Annotated in this window: 21 protein-coding genes and 1 pseudogene; 19 read left to right on the top strand and 3 right to left on the bottom strand. The window is 39.3% G+C overall.

Going from position 1 to position 20,798, the window contains the following annotated elements; translation table 11 throughout:
* Nucleotides 1–271 precede the first annotated feature (271 nt).
* From IGI52_RS20120 to IGI52_RS20150, 7 genes are all read left to right on the top strand, one after another.
* Nucleotides 272–730, top strand: coding sequence for a PTS sugar transporter subunit IIA (locus tag IGI52_RS20120; protein WP_438782286.1), 459 nt, complete (start codon nucleotides 272–274; stop codon nucleotides 728–730).
* A gap of 45 nt (nucleotides 731–775) precedes the next feature.
* Nucleotides 776–1,075 (top strand): PTS sugar transporter subunit IIB, encoded by a 300-nt coding sequence (locus tag IGI52_RS20125; RefSeq protein ID WP_034875821.1) that lies wholly within the window; start codon nucleotides 776–778, stop codon nucleotides 1,073–1,075.
* Between the two features lie 33 nt (nucleotides 1,076–1,108).
* Nucleotides 1,109–2,500, top strand: coding sequence for a PTS galactitol transporter subunit IIC (locus tag IGI52_RS20130; RefSeq protein ID WP_438782287.1), 1,392 nt, complete (start codon nucleotides 1,109–1,111; stop codon nucleotides 2,498–2,500).
* Nucleotides 2,501–2,522: 22 nt separating this feature from the next.
* Entirely contained in the window at nucleotides 2,523–2,786 is a 264-nt protein-coding gene (locus tag IGI52_RS20135) for a hypothetical protein (protein WP_144325849.1), read from the top strand.
* Between the two features lie 18 nt (nucleotides 2,787–2,804).
* Complete coding sequence (locus IGI52_RS20140) at nucleotides 2,805–3,557, top strand: class II aldolase/adducin family protein (protein ID WP_016178538.1); 753 nt, start codon at nucleotides 2,805–2,807, stop codon at nucleotides 3,555–3,557.
* A 337-nt stretch (nucleotides 3,558–3,894) separates the two neighbouring features.
* Nucleotides 3,895–4,647 (top strand): DeoR/GlpR family DNA-binding transcription regulator, encoded by a 753-nt coding sequence (locus IGI52_RS20145; RefSeq protein WP_438782288.1) that lies wholly within the window; start codon nucleotides 3,895–3,897, stop codon nucleotides 4,645–4,647.
* A 672-nt stretch (nucleotides 4,648–5,319) separates the two neighbouring features.
* On the top strand, nucleotides 5,320–6,765 hold the full coding sequence (locus tag IGI52_RS20150) for an IS1182-like element ISEfa7 family transposase (protein WP_002288571.1): 1,446 nt from the start codon (nucleotides 5,320–5,322) through the stop codon (nucleotides 6,763–6,765).
* Nucleotides 6,766–6,800: 35 nt separating this feature from the next.
* Here IGI52_RS20150 and IGI52_RS20155 read toward each other — a convergent pair.
* The 3 genes and pseudogenes from IGI52_RS20155 to IGI52_RS20165 all read right to left on the bottom strand — a co-directional run bounded on the left by IGI52_RS20155 (nucleotide 6,801) and on the right by IGI52_RS20165 (nucleotide 9,115).
* Nucleotides 6,801–8,257 (bottom strand): annotated as a pseudogene (locus IGI52_RS20155) (PTS galactitol transporter subunit IIC).
* Nucleotides 8,258–8,278: 21 nt separating this feature from the next.
* A complete protein-coding gene (locus IGI52_RS20160) occupies nucleotides 8,279–8,581 on the bottom strand; it encodes a PTS sugar transporter subunit IIB (RefSeq protein ID WP_016178528.1) in 303 nt (100 codons plus the stop codon).
* A 42-nt stretch (nucleotides 8,582–8,623) separates the two neighbouring features.
* Nucleotides 8,624–9,115, bottom strand: coding sequence for a PTS sugar transporter subunit IIA (locus IGI52_RS20165; RefSeq protein ID WP_176674701.1), 492 nt, complete (start codon nucleotides 9,113–9,115; stop codon nucleotides 8,624–8,626).
* A 164-nt stretch (nucleotides 9,116–9,279) separates the two neighbouring features.
* Between IGI52_RS20165 and IGI52_RS20170 the strand changes: the two genes are divergently transcribed.
* From IGI52_RS20170 to IGI52_RS20225, 12 genes are all read left to right on the top strand, one after another.
* Entirely contained in the window at nucleotides 9,280–10,053 is a 774-nt protein-coding gene (locus IGI52_RS20170; RefSeq protein WP_438782289.1) for a DeoR/GlpR family DNA-binding transcription regulator, read from the top strand.
* 18 nt (nucleotides 10,054–10,071) lie between these two features.
* Entirely contained in the window at nucleotides 10,072–10,500 is a 429-nt protein-coding gene (gene lacA / locus IGI52_RS20175; protein WP_049142584.1) for a galactose-6-phosphate isomerase subunit LacA, read from the top strand.
* An 18-nt stretch (nucleotides 10,501–10,518) separates the two neighbouring features.
* Nucleotides 10,519–11,034, top strand: coding sequence for a galactose-6-phosphate isomerase subunit LacB (lacB, locus tag IGI52_RS20180; protein ID WP_010731482.1), 516 nt, complete (start codon nucleotides 10,519–10,521; stop codon nucleotides 11,032–11,034).
* Nucleotides 11,035–11,046: 12 nt separating this feature from the next.
* Nucleotides 11,047–11,973, top strand: a complete 927-nt coding sequence (gene lacC / locus IGI52_RS20185) for a tagatose-6-phosphate kinase (protein ID WP_438782290.1) — start codon at nucleotides 11,047–11,049, stop codon at nucleotides 11,971–11,973.
* A 12-nt stretch (nucleotides 11,974–11,985) separates the two neighbouring features.
* The gene (gene lacD / locus IGI52_RS20190) at nucleotides 11,986–12,972 is read left to right on the top strand and encodes a tagatose-bisphosphate aldolase (RefSeq protein WP_438782291.1); all 987 of its coding nucleotides are present in this window, start codon (nucleotides 11,986–11,988) and stop codon (nucleotides 12,970–12,972) included.
* 455 nt (nucleotides 12,973–13,427) lie between these two features.
* Nucleotides 13,428–14,096, top strand: coding sequence for a response regulator transcription factor (locus tag IGI52_RS20195; protein WP_016178523.1), 669 nt, complete (start codon nucleotides 13,428–13,430; stop codon nucleotides 14,094–14,096).
* Nucleotides 14,087–15,181, top strand: coding sequence for a sensor histidine kinase (locus IGI52_RS20200; protein WP_438782292.1), 1,095 nt, complete (start codon nucleotides 14,087–14,089; stop codon nucleotides 15,179–15,181). Before IGI52_RS20195 ends, IGI52_RS20200 begins: the two co-directional genes overlap by 10 nt.
* 54 nt (nucleotides 15,182–15,235) lie before the next feature.
* Entirely contained in the window at nucleotides 15,236–16,489 is a 1,254-nt protein-coding gene (locus tag IGI52_RS20205; RefSeq protein WP_438782293.1) for a hypothetical protein, read from the top strand.
* Nucleotides 16,486–17,160 carry an ATP-binding cassette domain-containing protein gene (locus tag IGI52_RS20210; RefSeq protein ID WP_438782294.1) on the top strand — a complete coding sequence of 225 codons (675 nt, stop codon included), beginning with the start codon at nucleotides 16,486–16,488 and terminating at the stop codon, nucleotides 17,158–17,160. Before IGI52_RS20205 ends, IGI52_RS20210 begins: the two co-directional genes overlap by 4 nt.
* Nucleotides 17,161–17,211: 51 nt before the next feature.
* The gene (locus tag IGI52_RS20215) at nucleotides 17,212–18,687 is read left to right on the top strand and encodes an ABC transporter permease (RefSeq protein WP_438782295.1); all 1,476 of its coding nucleotides are present in this window, start codon (nucleotides 17,212–17,214) and stop codon (nucleotides 18,685–18,687) included.
* A gap of 11 nt (nucleotides 18,688–18,698) precedes the next feature.
* Nucleotides 18,699–19,373 carry an ABC transporter ATP-binding protein gene (locus tag IGI52_RS20220; protein ID WP_438782296.1) on the top strand — a complete coding sequence of 225 codons (675 nt, stop codon included), beginning with the start codon at nucleotides 18,699–18,701 and terminating at the stop codon, nucleotides 19,371–19,373.
* The gene (locus tag IGI52_RS20225) at nucleotides 19,366–20,784 is read left to right on the top strand and encodes a PASTA domain-containing protein (protein WP_438782297.1); all 1,419 of its coding nucleotides are present in this window, start codon (nucleotides 19,366–19,368) and stop codon (nucleotides 20,782–20,784) included. The genes IGI52_RS20220 and IGI52_RS20225 overlap by 8 nt, the downstream gene beginning before the upstream one ends.
* The last annotated feature ends 14 nt before the right edge of the window (nucleotides 20,785–20,798 follow it).

A 20,798-nucleotide genomic window follows, 5' to 3' on the forward strand; every position in this document is an offset into this window, starting at 1 on the left:
CTCTTACAATAAACCGTGAAATACACGGTTATGTTTATACATTAATTAATAGCATTTAAAGAAGGAAAATGCAAGAGAAAAATGTTCAGTTGTGTTAAAGTTTGTTAAAAATATGAAATTAGATTTGCGAAAACGTGTTTTAGAATGAAATAAAATGTTAAGTAAGCGTTGACAAACAGAATGAAGCGTTGTATATTTACATTGTAAAACATATGTTAACAAAGATTAACAAATGATTTCAATTTTTGTATTTGAAAGGGGCGTAAAATTTGTGGACTATAAAAAGATGTTCGACAAGCAGCTGATCGGTCTAGAGATTGATGGTGAAAACGAAGAACAGGTATTTGAACAGGTCGCAGAGCATTTAAAGAATCTGGGTTTTGTTAATGAAGGGTATCTAAAGGGAATTACGAGCAGAGAGCAAAAATTTCCAACAGGATTGATTACACAGCATTTAAATATTGCCTTACCGCATTCAGAACCAGAGTATGTGGAGAAACCATTTGTTTATATTGCGCGATTGAAAAATGAAGTAAGGGTCAAGCAAATGGGCGATAGTCAGTTAATGAAGGTGAAAAATTTGTTCTTTCTTGGTATTAAAGATCCCAAAGGACAGGTCGGATTGCTGCAAGCGTTTATGGAATTATTTATGAACGAAGAGTTTGTCAGAGCATTTATACAGGAAGAGGATAAACAAAAAATCTATCATTTGTTTACCAAAAATATTTAGATAAGGTTTCAATTCATTAAATTATAGAAGCTGGAGGAATTCATGATGAAAAGAAGACTAATTGTTGCATGTGGAAGCGGAGTGGCAACCAGCCAAACGATCGCTAGTAAAATCGCGGGATTATTAGAAGATGACGGGATTGATTTTCCGGTTGAAGCGGTAGATTATAAGTCCATTCAAAATGAGCTGCCATCTACCGGAATTTATGTCTATGTTGCGCAGCCGGATGACGAAGTTTTAGAAAAGGCTGAGGAATTAGGCGTGAAGGTTTTTCCTGGTATTCCATTTTTGACAGGTATGGGTGCAGATCAAATTTATGATGATATTAAAGCGTTGGTCGAGTAGCAATAGAATTAATTAAGGAAAGAAGTGGAAAACGTGAAAATATTTCAAGACATTATTAATTATATCTTAGGACTGGGTTCAGCCATTTTTGTTCCATTGATTATCTTGATTTTAGGGTTGGTCGCAGGAATGAAATTCAAAAAAGCGTTTATGTCAGCCATCACTTTAGGGATTGCCTTTACTGGGATGTCAATGGTTATCGGCTTTATGTCGAATGCGGTAAGCCCGGCTTCAGAAGCGTTGGCGAAAAATACCGGGATTAATTTACCGGCTTTAGATTTAGGCTGGACAGGTGCTGCTAGTATTACTTGGTCTTGGTCCTATGCGTTTGTTTTCTTTGCTGTGGTACTTGGTGTGAATTTCGTCATGTTGCTTTTGAATTGGACGAAAACATTAAACGTTGATATGTGGAATGTTTGGGGCAAGGCATTAACCGCCTACCTTGTTTACTTTATCAGTGGCAGCTTGTTAGCGGGATTTGCGACGGCGATTGCTCAAGTGATTTTGGAATTGAAGATGGGAGATATGTTCCAACGACATATTGAAGACCTGACAGGAATTCCATTAGTGACGGTTACGCATTTAATGAACATCTCGGCGGTATTGCTGTTACCGATCAATGTGATCATGGATAAGATTCCTTTCTTTAATAAACGAGCAGATACGAAGGCATTGAAGAAAAAAATCGGTGTTTTCTCTGAGAATTCTGTGATGGGCTTTATCATTGGTTTAGGACTTGGGCTGGCAGCCGCCTATGGCGTATCTGGTTCACTGAATTTAGCCATTCAAATTGCCACAGCAATGGCCCTATTCCCAATGATCTCAAAAATGTTTATGCAGTCGCTTTCGCCATTAGCTGATGCTATGTCAGAAATGATGAAAAAGCGCTTTAAGGATCGCGAAGTATACATTGGCTTAGATTGGCCGGTCCTAGCAGGTCGCTCTGAAATTTGGGTTACTGCAATTTTATTAGTACCAGTCTTTATTGGCTATGCAATCATCTTGCCGGGGAATGCTGTACTGCCATTGGCCGGCATTATCAATTATTCAATCGCTGTGGGTGGTTTGCTATTAACTGGTGGAAACCTAGTCAGAATGCTAATTATGGGTGTAATCTCCATGCCGATTTATCTGTACGCGGCCACGTATTTGACACCGATTCTAACTGGTTTAGCGGACAAAACTGGCGCGGTTGAAGGAATTAAGAAAGGCCAGCAGATTACCTGGTCTTCTATTGAAGGACCGGAATTTCGAATTTTATTTGCGGAAGCCTTCAAAGGAAATATTTTAGGTATCGTTGGTACGATTATTTTTGTCGCAATGTTTGTTTGGTTGTATAAATATATGTCCAAAGTAAAAGTTCCGAGCCAAAGATATGAAGAATTGACAGATAAAAAAGTCAACGGTGTAAAAGTCACAGGGTAATGACTATGAATGGAGGGTAGGTATGGTTAAAAGAGAGAATAAAGAAAAGACGAAATGGTTGCTTATATTATTTCTGGCGATCGTTAGTTTTATCCTAGCCTTCATGACCCAGAAGCTGATCTTTAACGCTATCGCTATTAGTTTAGCAATCTGTGTTTATAAATATGGCAATCCGATTCTTTTCAAGGAATATGACGAACGTCGGAAAAAGAGATATGAAGAAGCGCTGCAGGTTAGAGATGCAGCTCAAACAGCTATTACGAGTAGACGAATTTTCAAAAAATAGAAAAAGGTGGTCTCGACTATGTCAGATGGACGAATGATTTTTGAAAGAGAGCGCGAGGATTTAGCGCGGATCGTGAAATTGATTTTTGAACGAAAGAATACGAATGTCGCAGGCGGCAATTTTTCATTCAAAACAACGGATCAAACGGGAAAAGAATACATTATTATGACTCCGACAATGATGTCGGAAGCTTATTTAGGTGAGGTATCACCAGCGCAAATTCTAGTCGTTGAACCACATACACGAAAGATAATTGATGGTGTAGGGAAACTGACACGTGAAATCAATTTACATGAAGCTGTGTATGATACAAACCCAGAAATTAAAGCAGTTTTACATGCTCATGCACCAAATTCAATGTTTTGGGCAACAGCTGGATTAGATATGCCGAATTTAACCGAAGCGACCCAAAAAATCGGTTACGTTCCAGTATTAGATTTTGAACCGAATTGTTCCCCCGAACTAGCCGGGTTAGTCTCTGATTACATGGAAAAAGAAAAGCTTGAGCTGCCTAATATGCTGCTGCTAAACAGCCACGGTGTTTTGATCAGTGCGCCAGGAGAAACGGGCATCGAAGCGATCCATAAAGCCCTGCAGATTCTAGATACAACTGAGTGGAACGCAGAAATTGCTTATAAACAAACGATTTTCCAATCGTTAGGTCTATTAGATGGTTATTATTCAAAAGGCAAACAGGTTGGAACGATTGAAGATTTAAAGGATCATAATCCGATTTACAATCGTGAAGAGATATTTGCAGGAGGAGATTAAATTATTAGAGAAATTCCTTGAATGGAAAAGGAGAAATCCTTTTCTGTTCGAGGTTTTTTGTTTTGGGAAGATTAAAAATCAGAAAAGATATCTCGCTATTCGCGAAAGATCTTTTGGTTCAATAATATTTGGTGCTCTCAGTCAGAAAAAGCAGCAACGTTAAATATTATAGAACCTCACTATGATAGTCATGCTCGTTCGGTTTTATTTTTTTAGAATAGCAGCTTGCAAATTCTGAAAAATTTTGCTTTCCTTCCTGCAGAAGACTTCTTAAGAAAACTTGTTCTAGCACTTTTCTTAAGAATTTGATAGTCTTAAAAAGAAAAGAGGCGATGAAATGTTAAAAACGGATCGATTCCAAGCGATCATGTCGTTATTAGAGGTTAACGGTACAGTACGAGTCAGCGATATTATGGAGAAGTTTTCGGTTTCGGATATGACAGTCCGACGTGATTTGGACGAAATGGAGAAACAAGGATTATTAGAACGCGTCCATGGCGGAGCGAAATTGAAGGATTTTTATCGGCATGTGGAGCTTTCTCATAGAGAAAAACAGATTATGCTGCAAGAAGAAAAGCAGCGGATTGTGGAAAAGGCGAATGAAATAATCAATGATGGTGATACGATATTTCTTGGACCAGGAACTACAATCGAGCTCATGTCAAAAATCATTCAAGGGGATTCACTGCGGATTGTTACAAACTGTTTGCCTGTTTTTGAAGAATTAAATAAGCGAAAAGGGAATCGAAAAATCTATCTATTGGGTGGCGAGATGCGGGAAACGACTCAATGCTTTGTTGGTGAGATCACGAATAAATCGCTACAGGATATGAATTTTCATAAAGCATTTTTCAGCTGTAATGCTTTAAATGAACAGAAAATTATGACTTCGACTTTTGAAGAGGGCCAAACTCAACAGATCGCTCTGAATAATTCTGTTGAACGCTTTTTATTGATTGATCATTCGAAAATTGGGAAAAGAGATTTTTCAGTATATTATAATCTGAATGATGTAACAGTAGTTATAACGGATGATGATGAACAAAAGCACTATGAAAAAATCGAAAAAGAAGAAAAATATGTTGTGTAAATGAGAAACTGCCAAACTCTAGATAATTAGAACTTGGTAGTTTTTTGGTAGCCTTGAATTTAAGCGAGTTATGTTATTTTTAGGGTGCATCATTACTAATTCCTCCGAATACTTGAATACACCATTTGAAAAAAGATAGTCGATTTTTTTGGGATATTATGTTTATGAGAAAAAAATATCAGTATCAATCACCGCTTTATTAAGGAGGAAAAGGGATATCAAAACAACCATTGGCACTAAGTCAGCTGAAGCTCTTTGACATGAAACGAGTTAGATCAGAAAAAGCAATGATGAAATCGCACGCATAACCGCGGGATGCGAAGCGATTCAGGAAAAAAGAAGTCAAGGAATTCGCAATTAAACAACAAAAAGTCAAAAAGCACAAAACAAACAAGAACACAAAAAGAATCGTTGAGTAATACCAACAAAGACAAGCTTAAAGGAGGTAAAAAAAAGCATAAACATTGATAATTTCTTTATTTGGTGTGGCAAGAGATGGGCTATGCTTTTTGAAATGGATTTTACATCTATTTATTTTTTATAGGTAAAATAATACCCCGAAGTCTAAAGACATTCGGGGTCAGACTGTAGACAAAGTCCATTTTATGGATGATGTCTACAGTCTTTTCTTTTATAATAGATTTATGAAAACGAATGCAAGGAGTGATAGTTATGATGTCTAAAAACAATACGAATGGTAGAAATCAATTTGCGATGCTTACGATTGATGATCTAGTTCCTCAAGATCATCTCGTTCGAAAGATTGATGCCGCGCTTGATTTTGAATTTATTTATCCAATCGTCGAAGCCACTTACTCCGATTTAGGTCGCCCAAGTATCGATCCAGTGATTCTGATCAAATTGGTGTTTATTCAGTATTTATTCGGTATCCGTTCCATGCGACAAACCATTAAGGAAGTCGATACCAATGTCGCTTACCGCTGGTTTTTAGGCTATTCCTTCGAGGAGAAAATCCCCCATTTCTCAACTTTTGGAAAGAATTATGTCCGCCGATTTAGAGAAACGACGGTGTTTGAGGATATTTTTGCCTATATTTTAGAACAAGCAGTTAAAGCAGGTTTTGTAACAGAGGATAATTTGTATCTTGATTCTACCCACATCAAAGCTAACGCCAATAAACATAAGTTTACGAAAGAAATGACCCATGATGAAGCGAAAGCCTATCAGGATGAATTAGAAGATGAGATCAATCGTCAACGAATAGAGGCTGGAAAACGCCCTTTTACTTTGGACTTAGAAAAGGAAGTGAAGCTGAAAGAAAGAAAAATAAGTAAAGCTGATCCGGAAAGCGGCTACTACGTCAAAGGCGAACGAGAAAAACAATTTGCTTATTCTGCCCATACTTCATGCGACGACAACGGATTTATTCTTAGCACAATCATCACTCCTGGAAATATTCATGACAGTCAAGTCGCCTTTCAGCTCGTCAAACAATCGAAGAGACTTTTTCCTGAAATCAATTGTGTTGTCGCTGATGCTGGGTATAAGACACCTAAGTTTGTTCACTTTTTGACTCATTTGAACCTTCGACCTTGTTTGCCTTATTCAAGGCCCAAAGGGAAAAAGGGGCTATTATCAAAAAATGAGTTTCTCTACGACGAGTATTTTGATTGTTATATTTGTCCGCAAGATCAAATGCTCGCTTTTTCAACGGTTACTCGAGAAGGGTACCGAGAATACAAATCCAATCCAAAAGAATGTGTGAACTGTCCTCTGCTAAACCAATGTACCAAAAGTAAAAATCATCAACGAGTCATCACGAGACATGTTTGGGGAGATCTGATGGATGAAGTGGAACATCTTCGCCTAACGGATCTGAATAAATCAATTTACAAAAAACGGAAACAAACGATTGAACGAATATTTGCGGATGCAAAAGAAAAGCATGGGATGCGTTGGACCAAGTATCGAGGCTTGGAAAAAGTCGCGACGCATACGATGCTAGTGTTTGCTGCAATGAATTTAAAGAAATTAGCCACTTGGCTATGGAAAGGCAAGGAGCCTTTATTTTTTTGTTCAAAAATTCGAAACGAAGTAGATAAAAAGCTGTTCCAAGCTCGAGTTACGAGTTTGGAACAGCTTTTGTCTACAGTCTGACCCCGAAGTCTAAAGACATTCGGGGTGTTTTTAGCTTATTTAGCTTCGGCTGCATAAGTCATATTATGAGCTGTTGCCGGAGAGGCATTCTCTTCTTTTTCAGCTGCGTATGCAGCGTTGCGTTTTTTCATTTGACGAGCGTACCAAATGAAGATTAAAAGGTATGCACCTAATGCTAAGGCAGCGTATATCACAAATTCGATTTGTCCTTGAGAAGCATTACCGACTAAATAACCTAGGAATTTTTCAATCGGGCCTTCCATCGTTGTATGAGAGATCATGGCGGACCCGCTCAAGCCGGCTGGAAAGGCTCCGACTGCTTTAGCTGTTTGAGTAACGAATGGTGCAATCAAGGTGCCTGACCATAAGAATAATGGTAATTCGATCGCGCCGATTACGATCATACGGATTAATTTTCCACGAGTTACGACCAATAGTGCTGGGGTAACACCCATTGCGATGATTCCGCCTAGTGGCAATAATTTATTTCCTGGTAAGATGATAGCTTCTAGCAACATGATTGGTGCTAATACGTTAGCGGCAGCCCAGATTTCAGCGCGGCCTGCTAAGAAAGGCCAGTCTAAACCTATGTTGATGGTACGTCCTTTTAGTCGTTTATTGGCAAAATCGGTAATCCCTTGTGATAACGGTTCTACGGCTGCGATGAACCAAGCGCCGATCAAAGAGAACAATTCCAAACAGACGGCAGCAGTAAAGGCTAGCGAGAAAATTTGCGTTGGTGTTTGTCCTGCTAGTAATCCAACAAAAATCCCCAAATAAATTCCAATCGCGAATTTTGATCCCCAGAAGCCAATTTTACTATTCAATTTGGCAGCATCGAAATCATATTTATCCAACCATGGGAAAACTTTGTCGAAAATTTTATCGAAAACCATAATGATAGGATTCATCATGTAGTTCATATGAGTCGTAGTCATCGGGTTGCTGTCTGGTGCATTTAACAAGTCATTGAAGGTTGGTTTCATTAAGTCGGAGTTCCAAATTTTTAATACACCAATGAAAATAACTAATGCAGAAGCAATAAACAGATTAGCACCGCAGAAGATCGCGAACAAACCAACAATTGCTAAATGCCAAATATCGAAAATATCCACATCTAATGTGTCGGTTTTTTTCATTGCTAACATGATAATATTGACGATCACCATAATTAGTAAAAAATAAAGCGTGTATGGCGACCCCCATGTGATGGTTGCTAGTGGGGCCCAACCGACATCTGTAATGTTTAATGAAATACCTGTGCGTTCAACAAAAGCTGTCATAGCGTCTGAAAAAGCAGTAGTTAAAATTCCAATAATAGCTCCGATCCCAGTCAGGGCGATCCCTAATTTGATCCCGCCTTCAAGAGCGCGTGACGGTTTTACTTTAAAAAATAAAGCAATAACAGTTAATACGATGGTCATTAACGGTGCCGCCCCTAAATTAATTAGGGGGTAAATACTTTATTGGCAATATCAATAATTGTATTCATATGTTTTTCCTTTCTTTAGTCCTATTTGTTTAATGATTGGATTGCGCTTTCCATACTTTGGTAAACAGGCTCAGCCATAGCAGGAATACGATAAAGAATAGCACCTGCATCAACGACAGGGATGTTAATGTTAAAACCCAAGTCGGTGTTGGCAATTTGTGCGAAAATGTCATAATGAGAAAGCATTTCTTCATTGATGTCTTTGATCATAACTGCGTCACAGGTGACTTGATAGCCACGATTTTTCAATTCAGTTTCCAAAGCGCTTTTGATTTGATGGCTTGAATTAACGCCTGCTCCACATGCTGCTAAAATTTTGATCATAATAATTCTCCCCTTAAAATAAGTTTATTTTTTATCCTGCGGTTAGGCAGAGACTTCTATATAAAAATGTTCTTCTAAAAAATGATAAATCGCTTCTGTGTCCTCTAATTTGAAAAACGAACACAGTTTTTCTTTGTCAACAGAATTAATGAAATCCATGATATTAGCCAACATGCCAGCCTGTGCTTCACCATTTTCGTTCAAGATCATGAAAAGAAATGAAGCGGAAATCTGATCGCTTGGCGAGATCATGTTGTAGAAAGGGATTTCATTTTTTACTTTGATTGGAATGATACGGGTGGTTCGCACAAACTCACTTTCGGTATGAGGGATAGCGATATCTGGCAATATTTTAGAGACAGGTGAGAGATCCAATCCCGTCGGATAATTACGCTCCCGTTCTAAAAGGTTCTCCAAAAAATCTTCGGTTACCAATTCTTTCTTTAACAGATCTTGATAGACTTGCTCGAACACTTCTTCTTGCGATTGCTTGTCAGAAACATAGACCGTGTCTTTGAAAAAGAATTCATTCACACAAAACAGCTCCTTTATTAGTTCGTTTATGTTTATTTATCTGTTTACACGTTGAGTATAATCGCTTACAAAATCATTGTCAACACATAAACGAAAATAAACAAACAATATGTGTTGAAAAATGTTTTCAAATGTTTTATTATAGGGTCGTGGAGGTACAGAATATGCTGAAAACAGAACGACAGCGTTCGATCTTAGCGATGTGTGATCGCTATGGGACGATCACAGTCAAATTTATTCAGGAAGTACTGAATGTTTCAGATATGACGATCCGCCGAGATCTAGAGGAACTCGCGCAGAAGAAACAGCTTTTACGCGTTCATGGCGGTGCACAAAAAATCGATTATCTGGAAATGTCGACTTCTATAGAAGCAAACGAGCTTTCTCATACTGAAAAAAAGAAGCTTCATACAAAAGAGAAGGAATACATCGCTAAAAATGCGGCGGCTCATATCAATCAAGAAGACGACACGATTTTTCTTGGATCGGGGACAACGATCGAATTAATGACACGATACATCAAGCCGTCATCTCTCCGAATCGTTACTAATAGTCTGCCGGTTTTCAATCTATTAAGTGAAATAAAAAGATTTGAACTGTATTTGATCGGTGGGCTTTATCGGGAAAAGACTGGCGCCTTTGTCGGTTCAATTGCCAATGAAGCTGTTCAAAAAATCGGTATTAAGAAGGCTTTTGTCGGAGTGAATGGATTGAAGGGTTCAGAGGTTTCGAATTTCAGTATTGAAGAAGGTACCTTGCAAAAAATTGTTTTAGATAATGCGGCAGAAAAATGTTTGGTTTCAGATGCAAACAAATTCGACCATAGCGATTTTTATAATTTCTATGATTTACGCAAGATCGACAAATTATTTACGGATTCTACTCTTTCAGCCGAGCTGAAGAGTTATTATCAGCAATTCACTAAAATCATTCAGTAAAAATAGGAGGAAACAAAAATGCGTGTAGTAATTGGTTCAGACAGTGATGGCATGGAATTAAAGGAATTAATCAAGAAAAAATTGATCAAGGAAGGTATTACAGTAGTAGATAAGAGTGAAACGGCTTCAGAAGATTTTGTGGAATCAACTTTGGCGATCGCAAATGATCTGAATGAAAACGAAGGTAGTTTAGGAATCGCGGTTGATGGCTACGGTGCTGGCAGTTTTATCACGGCAACAAAGGTTAAAGGAATGGTAGCGGCAGAAGTTTCGGATGAACGCAGTGCGTATATGACCCGTGAACATAATAATTCCCGGATGATCACACTTGGATCAAAAATTGTTGGCGATGAGTTGGCATTGAATATTGTTAAGGAATTTCTACAAGCAAATTATGATGGCGGTCGTCATCAAGTACGTGTCGACATGTTAAATAAAATGGCGTAATTAGGAAGGATGAATGAAATGAAAATCGCAATTGGCTGTGACCACATCGTCACAGATACAAAAATGGCAGTATCAGATTTCTTAAAATCAAAAGGACATGAAGTGTTGGATATGGGGACCTATGACTTTACCAGAACCCATTATCCGATCTACGGAAAAAAAGTCGGAGAGGCCGTGACTAGCGGAGAAGCAGATCTAGGGGTTTGTTTGTGTGGAACAGGTGTTGGCATTAACAACGCTGTCAATAAAGTTCCTGGTATCCGCAGTGCGCTGGTTCGCGATATGACGACTGCTATCTATGCGAAGGAACAACTAAATGCCAATGTGATCGGCTTTGGCGCTCGGATTACGGGAGAATTTTTGATCTGTGACATATTAGAGGCCTTCATCAATGCCGATTATCAAGAAACTGAAGAAAACAAAAAATTGATCGCCAAAATCGATCACGTCGAAAAAGCCAGTGACAAGCAATCTGATCCGCATTTCTTCGATGAATTTATCGAGAAATGGGATCGTGGCGAATACCACGATTAAGCGGGTGGACAAATGATTTTAACAATAACGATGAATCCCTCGATTGATATTTCTTATCCATTAGAAACCTTCAAGCTCGACACAGTCAATCGAGTAAGAAATGTTCGCAAAACAGCTGGCGGCAAGGGCCTAAATGTGACACGTATCTTGAAGCAATTAGATACGGAGGTGATTGCCAGTGGTTTAATCGGCGGATTTTTAGGTGAAGAGATTAAAAAGGACCTGACTCAAAATGAGATTGCTCATGACTTTTTACCTATCAGCGGAGAGACACGTAATTGCATCGCTGTTTTACATGACGGAAAACAGACGGAAATCCTAGAAAACGGACCTGTTATTACTGAACAAGAAGCAAGGGCGTTCTTGCAACATTTCGAAAAATTAGCTGTTAAAGCCGAAATCATTTCTTTTTCAGGAAGCTTGCCAGAAGGATTGCCTGCTGATTTTTATCGACAAATGCTGCAAGTTTGTCAGCCAAAGCCTGTCGTTTTAGATTGTTCAGGGACAGCATTAAGGGAAGTGTTGCGAGGCAGTGTAAAACCTAAGCTAATAAAACCCAATACCGAAGAGCTGGCTGGTCTGCTAGGACGAGAAATCTCAACAGAATTATCAGATTTAAAAGCCGCCTTGTCAGATTCGATGTTTGATGAAATTGAATGGATCGTGGTTTCAATGGGGGGCGACGGAGCCTTTGCCAAACATCACGAGACTTTTTATCGTGTGACGATTCCAAAGATTGATGTCGTCAATCCAGTTGGCTCTGGTGATGCGACCGTTGCTGGATTGACCGCTGCGATTCAACAAGGTTTTTCGGATGAAGCCGTTTTAAAGCAGGGCAATGTTTTAGGAATGCTGAATGCTCAGGAAGCGACGACTGGCTATGTCCAATTAGCCAATTATCAAAAACTATATGATCAAATCTTAGTGGAGAAAGTGTAGGAGGATACGGAAATGAACGAAGAAAAACGTCAATATATTAAGCAACTATGCAATGAAGATGGAGTGATTGGGGCCTTAGCAATTGATCAACGCGGGGCTTTGAAGAAGATGATCACAAAATTCAAGGGCAGCGAAGCAGAAGAATCAGAAATCGTTGAATTTAAAGAAATTGTTTCTTCACAATTAACGAAATATGCTTCATCAATTTTATTAGATCCAGAATATGGCTTGCCAGCAGCTGACGTTAGAGCAAAAAATGCCGGCTTGCTGTTAGCTTATGAAAAGACTGGTTACGATGCGTCAACTCCCGGCCGCTTGCCAGATTTATTATCGATCTGGTCAGTTAAACGTTTAAAAGAAGCAGGCGCCGATGCTTGTAAGTTCCTACTTTACTATGATGTCGATGAAGCAGAAGAAATCAATAATCAAAAACATGCCTTTATTGAACGAATTGGCTCAGAATGTCAGGCTGAAAACTTACCCTTCTTCTTGGAGCTTGTTTCTTATGACGCGAACATCTCTGATGCGACTTCGAAAGAATACGCCATTAAGAAACCTCATAAAGTCAACGATATGATGAAGGAATTTTCTGATCCACGTTATGGCGTAGATGTGTTAAAGGTGGAAGTACCCGTCAATATGAATTATGTGGAAGGCTATGGGACAGGCGAAGTCGTGTACACAAAGGCACAAGCAGCTAACTTCTTCAAGGAACAGGCTGAAGCCACTAACCTGCCATTTATTTTCCTAAGCGCCGGTGTTAAAGCAGAGTTGTTCCAAGAAACACTGCGCTTCGCGAAAAATGCTGGCTCAACCTTCAATGGTGTACTGTGCGGCCGTGCGACTTGGGCAGATGGTGTAGAAAGCTATATCGTTGATGGAAAAGAAGCAGCGATGGAGTGGATGAATACGCAAGGGCGTAAAAATATTGAAGAATTAAATGCCGTATTGAAAGAAACTGCTACACCGGTGGAAGTGTTAACGAACTCTTTATCATAAGAAATCAGACTGTGAAGCACAATTGCTTGCAGTCTTTTTTTATACATAAGGCGTAAAATCATGCTGCATTATTAGGGGGACGAATTCTAAAATAGTAAGTGAGTTAAAACGAAGGGGCTTTTCTTTAGAGAGGTTTTCTTGCATGGGGTACTTAATGGCTTGATGGCAATTTTCAGTGTTCTAACGAGGCTTATTGGTCATAAACCAACGAACTTTGAAAAGTATATACAAGAAAACCAAGCAAATAGAAAGTAGTGAGACTGGAGGAAAGGTTCCAGTCTTTTTCTATTCTAGGTATTTTCAAACAGTAAAATCATTCTTAATTATGTGTTTTTTAACAGAATGTATGAATTTCTTCAAATCTTCACAAAAAGAACGTGGACTTTGAAGAAGAGCATGTACTATGCTAAAAAGCATAAGTGTAATTACTAAATCCATACGAGGAGTGAATATACATGCGTGTACTGGTGGTTGAGGACAATCGTGAGCTGGCTTTATCCGTAAAAAAGGGATTAGAGCAGGAGAATATTTCTGTAGACGTAGCTTATGACGGTGAGTTGGGAGAAGAGAAGGCCTTCATCAATTCATACGATGGGATACTACTAGATTTAAATCTGCCTAAAAAAGATGGATTATCTGTTTTACAAAGTCTCCGTGCTGAAGAAGTCGAAAGTCCAGTTATCATTATTACTGCACGTGATGAGATTGAAGAACGAGCAAAAGGCTTAGATTTTGGAGCAGATGATTATTTAGTCAAACCCTTTGAGTTACTAGAATTAAAAGCACGGATACGCGCGGTTATTCGTCGTTATCATGGACGTGCACTGCCGCAGATTTCAATTGGTGCTTTGAAGATTGATCCATTAGGTCGAAGGGTCAGCTATCAAAAGACAGAGGTGGTCCTGAAACCCAAGGAATTTGATATCTTGCTGTGCATCGCGCAGCGTCATCCAGCGGTTGTTTCGTCTGAGGAAATTTCTGAACATGTCTACGATGAAGATTTTGATCCTTTTTCATCGGTTCTGCGAGTGCATCTGGCTCGTCTAAAAAAGAAACTGGCTGAAGCAGCTGAAAAAGAGGTCTTAAAAACTATTCGAGCAAAGGGGTACCAGCTATGCGATTAAATTTTAAAATGACGTTAACGATGCTGGCTTTTTCACTGTTGGTGACAGGCGTGATTTTAGTGAGTTTCTTCTTTCTGAGAAATAATTTGGAGGGAATCAGTATCGCATCTACCTTAGGGGAAGATGTTTATTTTATGGAAGAGGGTAAGACGGTTCAAACAGAGACGCAGATGGAAGTTTCTAAATCTTCCAACAATCAATTTATGACTATTTCGATGATAGATAAAGCTTACCAGGACGAACTGTTTAAATATTTACCAGCGATGGTGCTGGTTATTTGTTCTGCCATCATGTTATTAACGTTTATTCTTTGGTTGGTTTTACGTAAAATTTACAGCAATCAAATCTTAGCGATTACGCGTGATTTAACGTTTATTGATCAAGTTCCTAAAAAAACTGTGAAGGACGAGGCGTTAAATGCGGCTTTTAATAAGCTAAAGGATAAGTTCGATGGCCATTTGGAGGATTATCGTCGATTAAATAGTTATCTGACTCACGAGCAGAAAAATGCCATCGCTATTTTGCGTACGAATCTGGAAATAGAACGGCAAGATGCCGATCAAGGAAATTTAATGCTTTTAGATCGGATGACCGACAGTATTGACGATATTTTAACACTATCCAATAACTCAGAGGATCTTAGCACGGAAGTCGTAGACGTTTCACTGATCTGTGCGGAAGTTTGTGATGCCTACAAAAAGAATTATCCGAATCTTTTGTTTGCGTTTACTGAAGATCAACCAACCCTGATTCATGGACGAGATCGTTGGATTTATCGAGCGGTTTCGAATTTGGTTGACAATGCAATCAAATATGGTGAAGGAAAACTGGTAACTGTCACCATTTCAAACCAAAAGGGCAGCGTGATTATCGAAGTAAAAGATCAGGGAATTGGCATTCCTCAGGAGAAACAGGCATCAATTTTTTCTCATCAGTACCGAGTGCATGGACTCAAGCAGGATGGCTATGGTATCGGACTTTCTGTGGTGTCTCATGTCTGTGATCTTTGTCGCGGGTTTGTCTATTTGGAAAGTGAAGAAAAAAACGGTTCGTCATTCTATTTAAGTTTTCCTAGTATTGGTTAACATTCAGTTAACACTGGATTTGCTAAGATACGCTCATAGGAGGAGAAGTAAGCGATGATCATCATCCGACATGCTTGGCTAAATCTTAAACGCAACCGCTTCAGTCATCTAAAAAGTGGTAGCTTCATTTTAATGATCTTGCTGTTTGTATTTTTGCTGCTGCAGGTTTATTTAACCGCTTCAGCCTATTTTTCAGATTATCAAGAGCAGACGGCAGCGATAATAAAAGGCGTGCAAGATTTAAAAAATGAACAAGCAAACAAATTTAATATGACCGATTACGAAACATTAAAAGCAAAGCCTTATGTAAAAAAGAGTCAATTAACAAGACAGGGGATCATCCCAACTAGTTTGCAGCAACCGGAAGATCAAATGTTCGGCAGCTTTTCCAGCTCTTCATCGGAGCAAAATCTAGATGACTACTTATCAGTGTCAATGTTGGAGGACGATGCGTTAAAAACGTTGTTGTCCACTAAAAAGGCTAAACTCCAAGGGAATATTCCTTTAAAAAAGAACAGCTGTGTGGTTAGTCGTTCTTTGGCTAAGATTAACAAGTTGAAACTAGGAGATACAATTATGCTTGGAGCAAAAGGGCAAGAACACAAGATCGAGATTGTCGGGATAGCTGAATTTTCAACGATAGAATGGGCATCAGCTCCAAGTAGCATCTTAATCAGCTGGGAAACAGGTTCAGCGGTGGAAAAAAACATGGTATCGAATTTTTCTTGTGTAATGTATCAATTGACCGATAAAAAGGAATTAAAAAATTTTGTAAAAGACTTTAAAAAAACAAAATCTTTTAAAAATTATTCTCTAATCAATCAAAGTTGGTCGCAAGAAATTTTAAAGTCGTTTAAGGATACGCTTGATCTGTTGTTTAACGGAGTAGTTGTTGCACTGATTATAGGGATTTTAGTGATTGCTGTTTGTTCCACATTAGCAATTAATCAGCGACAAGATTTTTATACGTTGCATTTGATGGGGATGAATCCCAAGGTATTATCGGCGAGCAGTTCATTAGAAAACAGCTTGCTTATAATTGGGCTCGGAGTAATCGCATTTTTTAGTTCTCGACAATTGAGCGGCTGGATTACTGGCGAGTGGCTAATCAAGCTACAAAAGAGTTTGCCTGAACAAGAGCCATTTGTTGACTGGACAATTCCCCATTTAGAGCAAAGTATGAACAGCTGGACAAATTATTCAGCAGTTCTTTTTTTAGGAATCTGTCTATTAATGATGTTGATAATAACCAATCTTCGAATTGCTAAAATTGTTCGTGCTCCCTTACAGGTGGTGGCAAAGCCATGACAAAATGGAACTTGGATCAGGTTAACTATCGTTATAAACATTCAAAGATCCCGACATTTGACAAGATTCGAGGCAGCTTTCAAATAGGAAAAAGCTACCAAATTTCTGGTGATTCTGGCAGTGGCAAGTCTACGCTTTTGGCTTTATTCGCTGGTTTAATCACTTGCTGTAGCGGTTCCTTAACTTACGATCATCAAGAAATTGCTAAGATTGATCGAAACCACTATCGAAGCCAAGAGGTCGCTTGCTTATTTCAAGAGGGCAGTCTCCTGAAGGACTCAGCCTTGGCCAATCTGGAAATGGAGACACTACTATCCGGTAGAAAGGTCGATAAGGACGTGTTAATACGCGGCTTGTTATCGATAGGTCTATCGGAAAAACAGTTAAACATTCCCTTGACTAAATTAAGTAAGAAAGATCAACAGCTCGTTGCTTTAGCAAAATTATTGCTGAAAAAGCGGGCGCAATTGATTTTAGTCGATGAGCCTGAAAAGGTTTTTAGTGAGTGCGGAGTATCTTTTGCCATGAATAAGCTTAGAAGTCATAGTCTGCAGGAAAAGAAATGCTTCATTTTTACGACACAATCCACGCAATCGGTCAAATTTGCGGATGAGCTATGGGGGCTTAATGGAGGGAAGTTACTCTTCATCAAAGAACAAGTCGAACTGTAGCATGATCTCGCTTTCCAACCATCTAAGTTCTTTGATAGGAAGGATGTTACGATGAATTATTGGAAACGAGCAAAAAACAGTATCTTAAGAACAAAAGGGAAATCATTGATCCTATTTGCAGTCATTTTTGTATTGGGCAATGTGATTGCCGGAGCGATTGCGATTCAGCAATCAACAACCAATGTTGAAAAGAAGATGAAACAGGAGTTAGGAGCAACGGTCTCTGCCGAACCGGATTTAAACAAAATCCTGGAGCAAAACGAGAACGGTGAGATACAGGCTTCCTCCCAGAACGAACGACTAAAGGAAGAAACCATTAAAAAAATGGGCGCGTCACCCTATGTAAAGGATTACGATTATAGCTATATGGCTTATTTGTATGTGAAGAAGTTCAAAACCTATGAACTTCAAGATCAAGGAGATATTCATTTCGCCACCCCCTACAATTCAATGACCTTAAAGGGAAGTAATAGCACCGAACCAATGGATTTCAAAAATAAAAAGGTCAAGCTGGTTGATGGTCGCATGCTGACCAAAGAAGAACTGGCTGGAAAAAAACCGGTAGCGTTGATTTCTAAGAAGGTGGCCGATGAAAATGGCCTATCCGTTGGCGACCAAATGGTTTTAGATACCGTCACTTTGCTTCCGAAAGAGGACGGCTCAATGGATACTCAGGATTCCACAGAGCATGGCATCAAGATCGTGGGCTTATTTGAACCAATCAAGCTGGAGAAAAAGAAAAAAGAAGGACAAAACAGGCAAGACGCTCTGAACCAGCAGATTACTGAATTGGAGCAATACAACACCGCTTTTGTTTCCAACGGTTTAGTACGGGAAATCAATAAGATCGAGATGGACAACCAGCCGGAAGAATTGAAGGAAGATTCTGAGGGGGAAGTGTCGCCGATTTTCACTTTGAAATCACCGGATGATGTGGCGGCTTTTAAAAAGGAAATGAAGCCGTTATTGCCAGATGGGTACAAAGCAGTTGCTTCTACGGATGAGTTTGATAAGGTAGGGGCAAGTGTTAAGCGCCTTTCTAAAATCTCTGGTTATGTCGTACTGCTGGCGATTCTAGCCTCCTTATTGATCATCACTCTCGTAGTCGTGTTGTTTATGAAAGATCGCCGACATGAGTGGGGGATTTATTTATCACTGGGAGAGCATCGAAAGAATATCATGAAGCAGGTCATTGCTGAATTGTTAGTGATTAGTCTAGCTGCTTTACTGATTTCCTTAGTATCAGGAAATATTTTAGGGAAAATGGTCTCTGAATCATTGATTGCAGGGGATACGATGGAGCAGTCTGCGCAGGATATCGGTTCACAAATGATTTCAATGGGCGGGAATGCTTCGGTTTTAGCTTCCTCGTTGTCAAATCAAGATGTCTTAAATAATTACGAAGTACGTTTTTCTTTGACATACATTGCGACCTATCTGATCGCTGGTATCGGAACGATTCTTTTAGCCGCTATCTTACCTTTGACGTATGTGATGCGGTTGAATCCGAAGAAAATCATGATGTAGGAGGAATGACAATGACGATTTTAGAAGCAAAAGACTTAAGCTATTTCTATCAAGATGGTGAAAAAAGACGGATGATCCTGCAAGATACCTCAGTGAAATTTGAAAAAGGGCAATTCTATACGATTTTAGGTGAATCTGGGTCAGGAAAAACGACCTTTTTATCCTTAATCAGTGCCTTAGATGCTCCGACAGCAGGTGAAATTTTATATAACGGGGAAGACATCAAAAACATCGGGTATGATCGTTTTCGTAGAGACGATGTCAGTATTATTTTTCAAAATTACAATCTCGTTCCTTATTTAACAGGGTTAGAAAATGTATTAGTAGCTATGTCCATCACGGATAACGAAATGCCTAAAGATACGACTGAAATTGCCTACAATCTTTTGGATTATATTGGAATTAACAAGGTTAAGGCGGATCGATTAGTCAATCAGCTTTCAGGTGGTGAACAGCAACGGATCGCAATCGCACGAGCCTTAGCGACCAATGTAGACATCATTTTAGCGGATGAACCAACGGGGAATCTAGATGTTGGGATGGAAGAGGAGATTGTGACGATTTTCAAGGAATTGGCTTCGATTCATAATAAATGTGTAATTGTCGTGACGCATTCCAGAGAAATTGCGGAACAGTCTGATCAGATCTTTTACTTAAATCAAGGTGAGCTGCTGCCATATGAGTGATTTTTTATCAAACTTTAACGGAGATAATTACGATCACCGCAAGCAGGAAAAAGAACCGCGAGAACCCAAAAAGGAAGCTCCTAAAAAAGTGAAGCAGGAAGTCTCTTCGGAAAAACAAGAGAAGGCGCCCGAACCAAAGCTTAGACGTAGAAATAAAACAAATGAAGCTACTGTCGAGATTGATCCTTCCTATAAAAAACAGAAAAGGAAGAAACGTCGCTGGGTCATTCTGGGAGCAATCGCCTCTGTTCTAGCTTTAGGGGTATTTTACTATCAGCAAACCCACGTCAAGGTCCCGAATTTTATCGGAAAAAATTTGTCTGATTTACAGGTTTGGGCTTCGGAAAATAAAATCAAAACCAAAATCAAGGAATCCTATGATTTAGCTAAAGATGCGAATACTATTCTTGCACAGAAACAAAAAAGTGGTTCACGGATTAAAAAAGGCGGCATTTTAAACGTCACGAACAGTCTGGGGGCAGACCCTAAAGAAAAAATTCCACTGCCTGATTTTATGCAGATGAACAAGCAGCAGGTGGAAAGATGGATCAAAGAGAAAAAAGCGGATAATCTTTCATTGATTGAGGAATACAGCGATACGATTGAAAAGGGACGACCGATTCGCTTTGAAATTGCCAATGCTGAAGTGACACCAGAAAACTATCGACGAAAAGATTCTGCGAAGGTTTATTTTTCTAAAGGCAAGCAAACCTATCAAAAGGATATCAAGGTTCCCGATTTTCTGCGTAAGCCGCGTAGTGAAGTTGAAACCTGGGCCAAAAATAATGAAATCGATATGACTTATGAGGAAAAAACCTCAAACGATATTCCAGCCGATAGTATCATGGAGCAAAGTACTGCCAAGGATGAAAAAATTGCCAAAAAAGAAAAGATGAAGGTTACTGTTTCTTTAGGCAAGGGCTATGTCGTTCCAAATTTCTCTGAGTATAATCTCGACGACGCAAGCTCTGCGTTGGAGGGAGTCCAAATTCAAGCAAAAGGTATTTACACAGAAAATCTTCCCTATGGTCAGCTAGTCTCTCAAAGTGAGGAAGCTGGAAAAGTTTTGAGTGCTAAGGATAGCCTATTGATCAAAGTGCTGTACTCCTTAGGGCAACCTTACATGAAAGATTTACGCGGCACGATGGTGGAAGGCGGACTGCAAAAATACTTCCACGATGAGTTTCAATCCAAAGGTGCCAACATTAATTATGTCATTCGGCGGGTTGACTCCGATCAGCCGAAAGGGACTGTTGTGGGAATGAGTCATTTCAGTGATTATGTTCCACTGAATCTTACGGTTTCTATCGATATTAGTTTAGGTAATTTGGGCTCCGCACCAACTAGTTTTCCTAATAATACGAACGGTGAGAACACGGGAGTCGGAAATGAAGCAAATGGCGGAAACTAAGGAACACCTAGCGA

The organism is Enterococcus sp. DIV0187 (assembly GCF_051713785.1).
In the GTDB taxonomy this organism is placed as follows: Bacteria; Bacillota; Bacilli; order Lactobacillales; family Enterococcaceae; genus Enterococcus_A; species Enterococcus_A avium.

Coding starts and splice junctions, on each gene's coding strand:
- IGI52_RS20125 (WP_034875821.1), top strand. CDS start 776: ATGAAAAGAAGACTAATTGTTGCATGTGGAAGCGGAGTGGCAACCAGC.
- IGI52_RS20135 (WP_144325849.1), top strand. CDS start 2,523: ATGGTTAAAAGAGAGAATAAAGAAAAGACGAAATGGTTGCTTATATTA.
- IGI52_RS20140 (WP_016178538.1), top strand. CDS start 2,805: ATGTCAGATGGACGAATGATTTTTGAAAGAGAGCGCGAGGATTTAGCG.
- IGI52_RS20145 (WP_438782288.1), top strand. CDS start 3,895: ATGTTAAAAACGGATCGATTCCAAGCGATCATGTCGTTATTAGAGGTT.
- IGI52_RS20150 (WP_002288571.1), top strand. CDS start 5,320: ATGATGTCTAAAAACAATACGAATGGTAGAAATCAATTTGCGATGCTT.
- IGI52_RS20160 (WP_016178528.1), bottom strand. CDS start 8,581: ATGATCAAAATTTTAGCAGCATGTGGAGCAGGCGTTAATTCAAGCCAT.
- IGI52_RS20170 (WP_438782289.1), top strand. CDS start 9,280: ATGCTGAAAACAGAACGACAGCGTTCGATCTTAGCGATGTGTGATCGC.
- lacA (WP_049142584.1), top strand. CDS start 10,072: ATGCGTGTAGTAATTGGTTCAGACAGTGATGGCATGGAATTAAAGGAA.
- lacB (WP_010731482.1), top strand. CDS start 10,519: ATGAAAATCGCAATTGGCTGTGACCACATCGTCACAGATACAAAAATG.
- lacC (WP_438782290.1), top strand. CDS start 11,047: ATGATTTTAACAATAACGATGAATCCCTCGATTGATATTTCTTATCCA.
- lacD (WP_438782291.1), top strand. CDS start 11,986: ATGAACGAAGAAAAACGTCAATATATTAAGCAACTATGCAATGAAGAT.
- IGI52_RS20195 (WP_016178523.1), top strand. CDS start 13,428: ATGCGTGTACTGGTGGTTGAGGACAATCGTGAGCTGGCTTTATCCGTA.
- IGI52_RS20200 (WP_438782292.1), top strand. CDS start 14,087: ATGCGATTAAATTTTAAAATGACGTTAACGATGCTGGCTTTTTCACTG.
- IGI52_RS20205 (WP_438782293.1), top strand. CDS start 15,236: ATGATCATCATCCGACATGCTTGGCTAAATCTTAAACGCAACCGCTTC.
- IGI52_RS20210 (WP_438782294.1), top strand. CDS start 16,486: ATGACAAAATGGAACTTGGATCAGGTTAACTATCGTTATAAACATTCA.
- IGI52_RS20215 (WP_438782295.1), top strand. CDS start 17,212: ATGAATTATTGGAAACGAGCAAAAAACAGTATCTTAAGAACAAAAGGG.
- IGI52_RS20220 (WP_438782296.1), top strand. CDS start 18,699: ATGACGATTTTAGAAGCAAAAGACTTAAGCTATTTCTATCAAGATGGT.
- IGI52_RS20225 (WP_438782297.1), top strand. CDS start 19,366: ATGAGTGATTTTTTATCAAACTTTAACGGAGATAATTACGATCACCGC.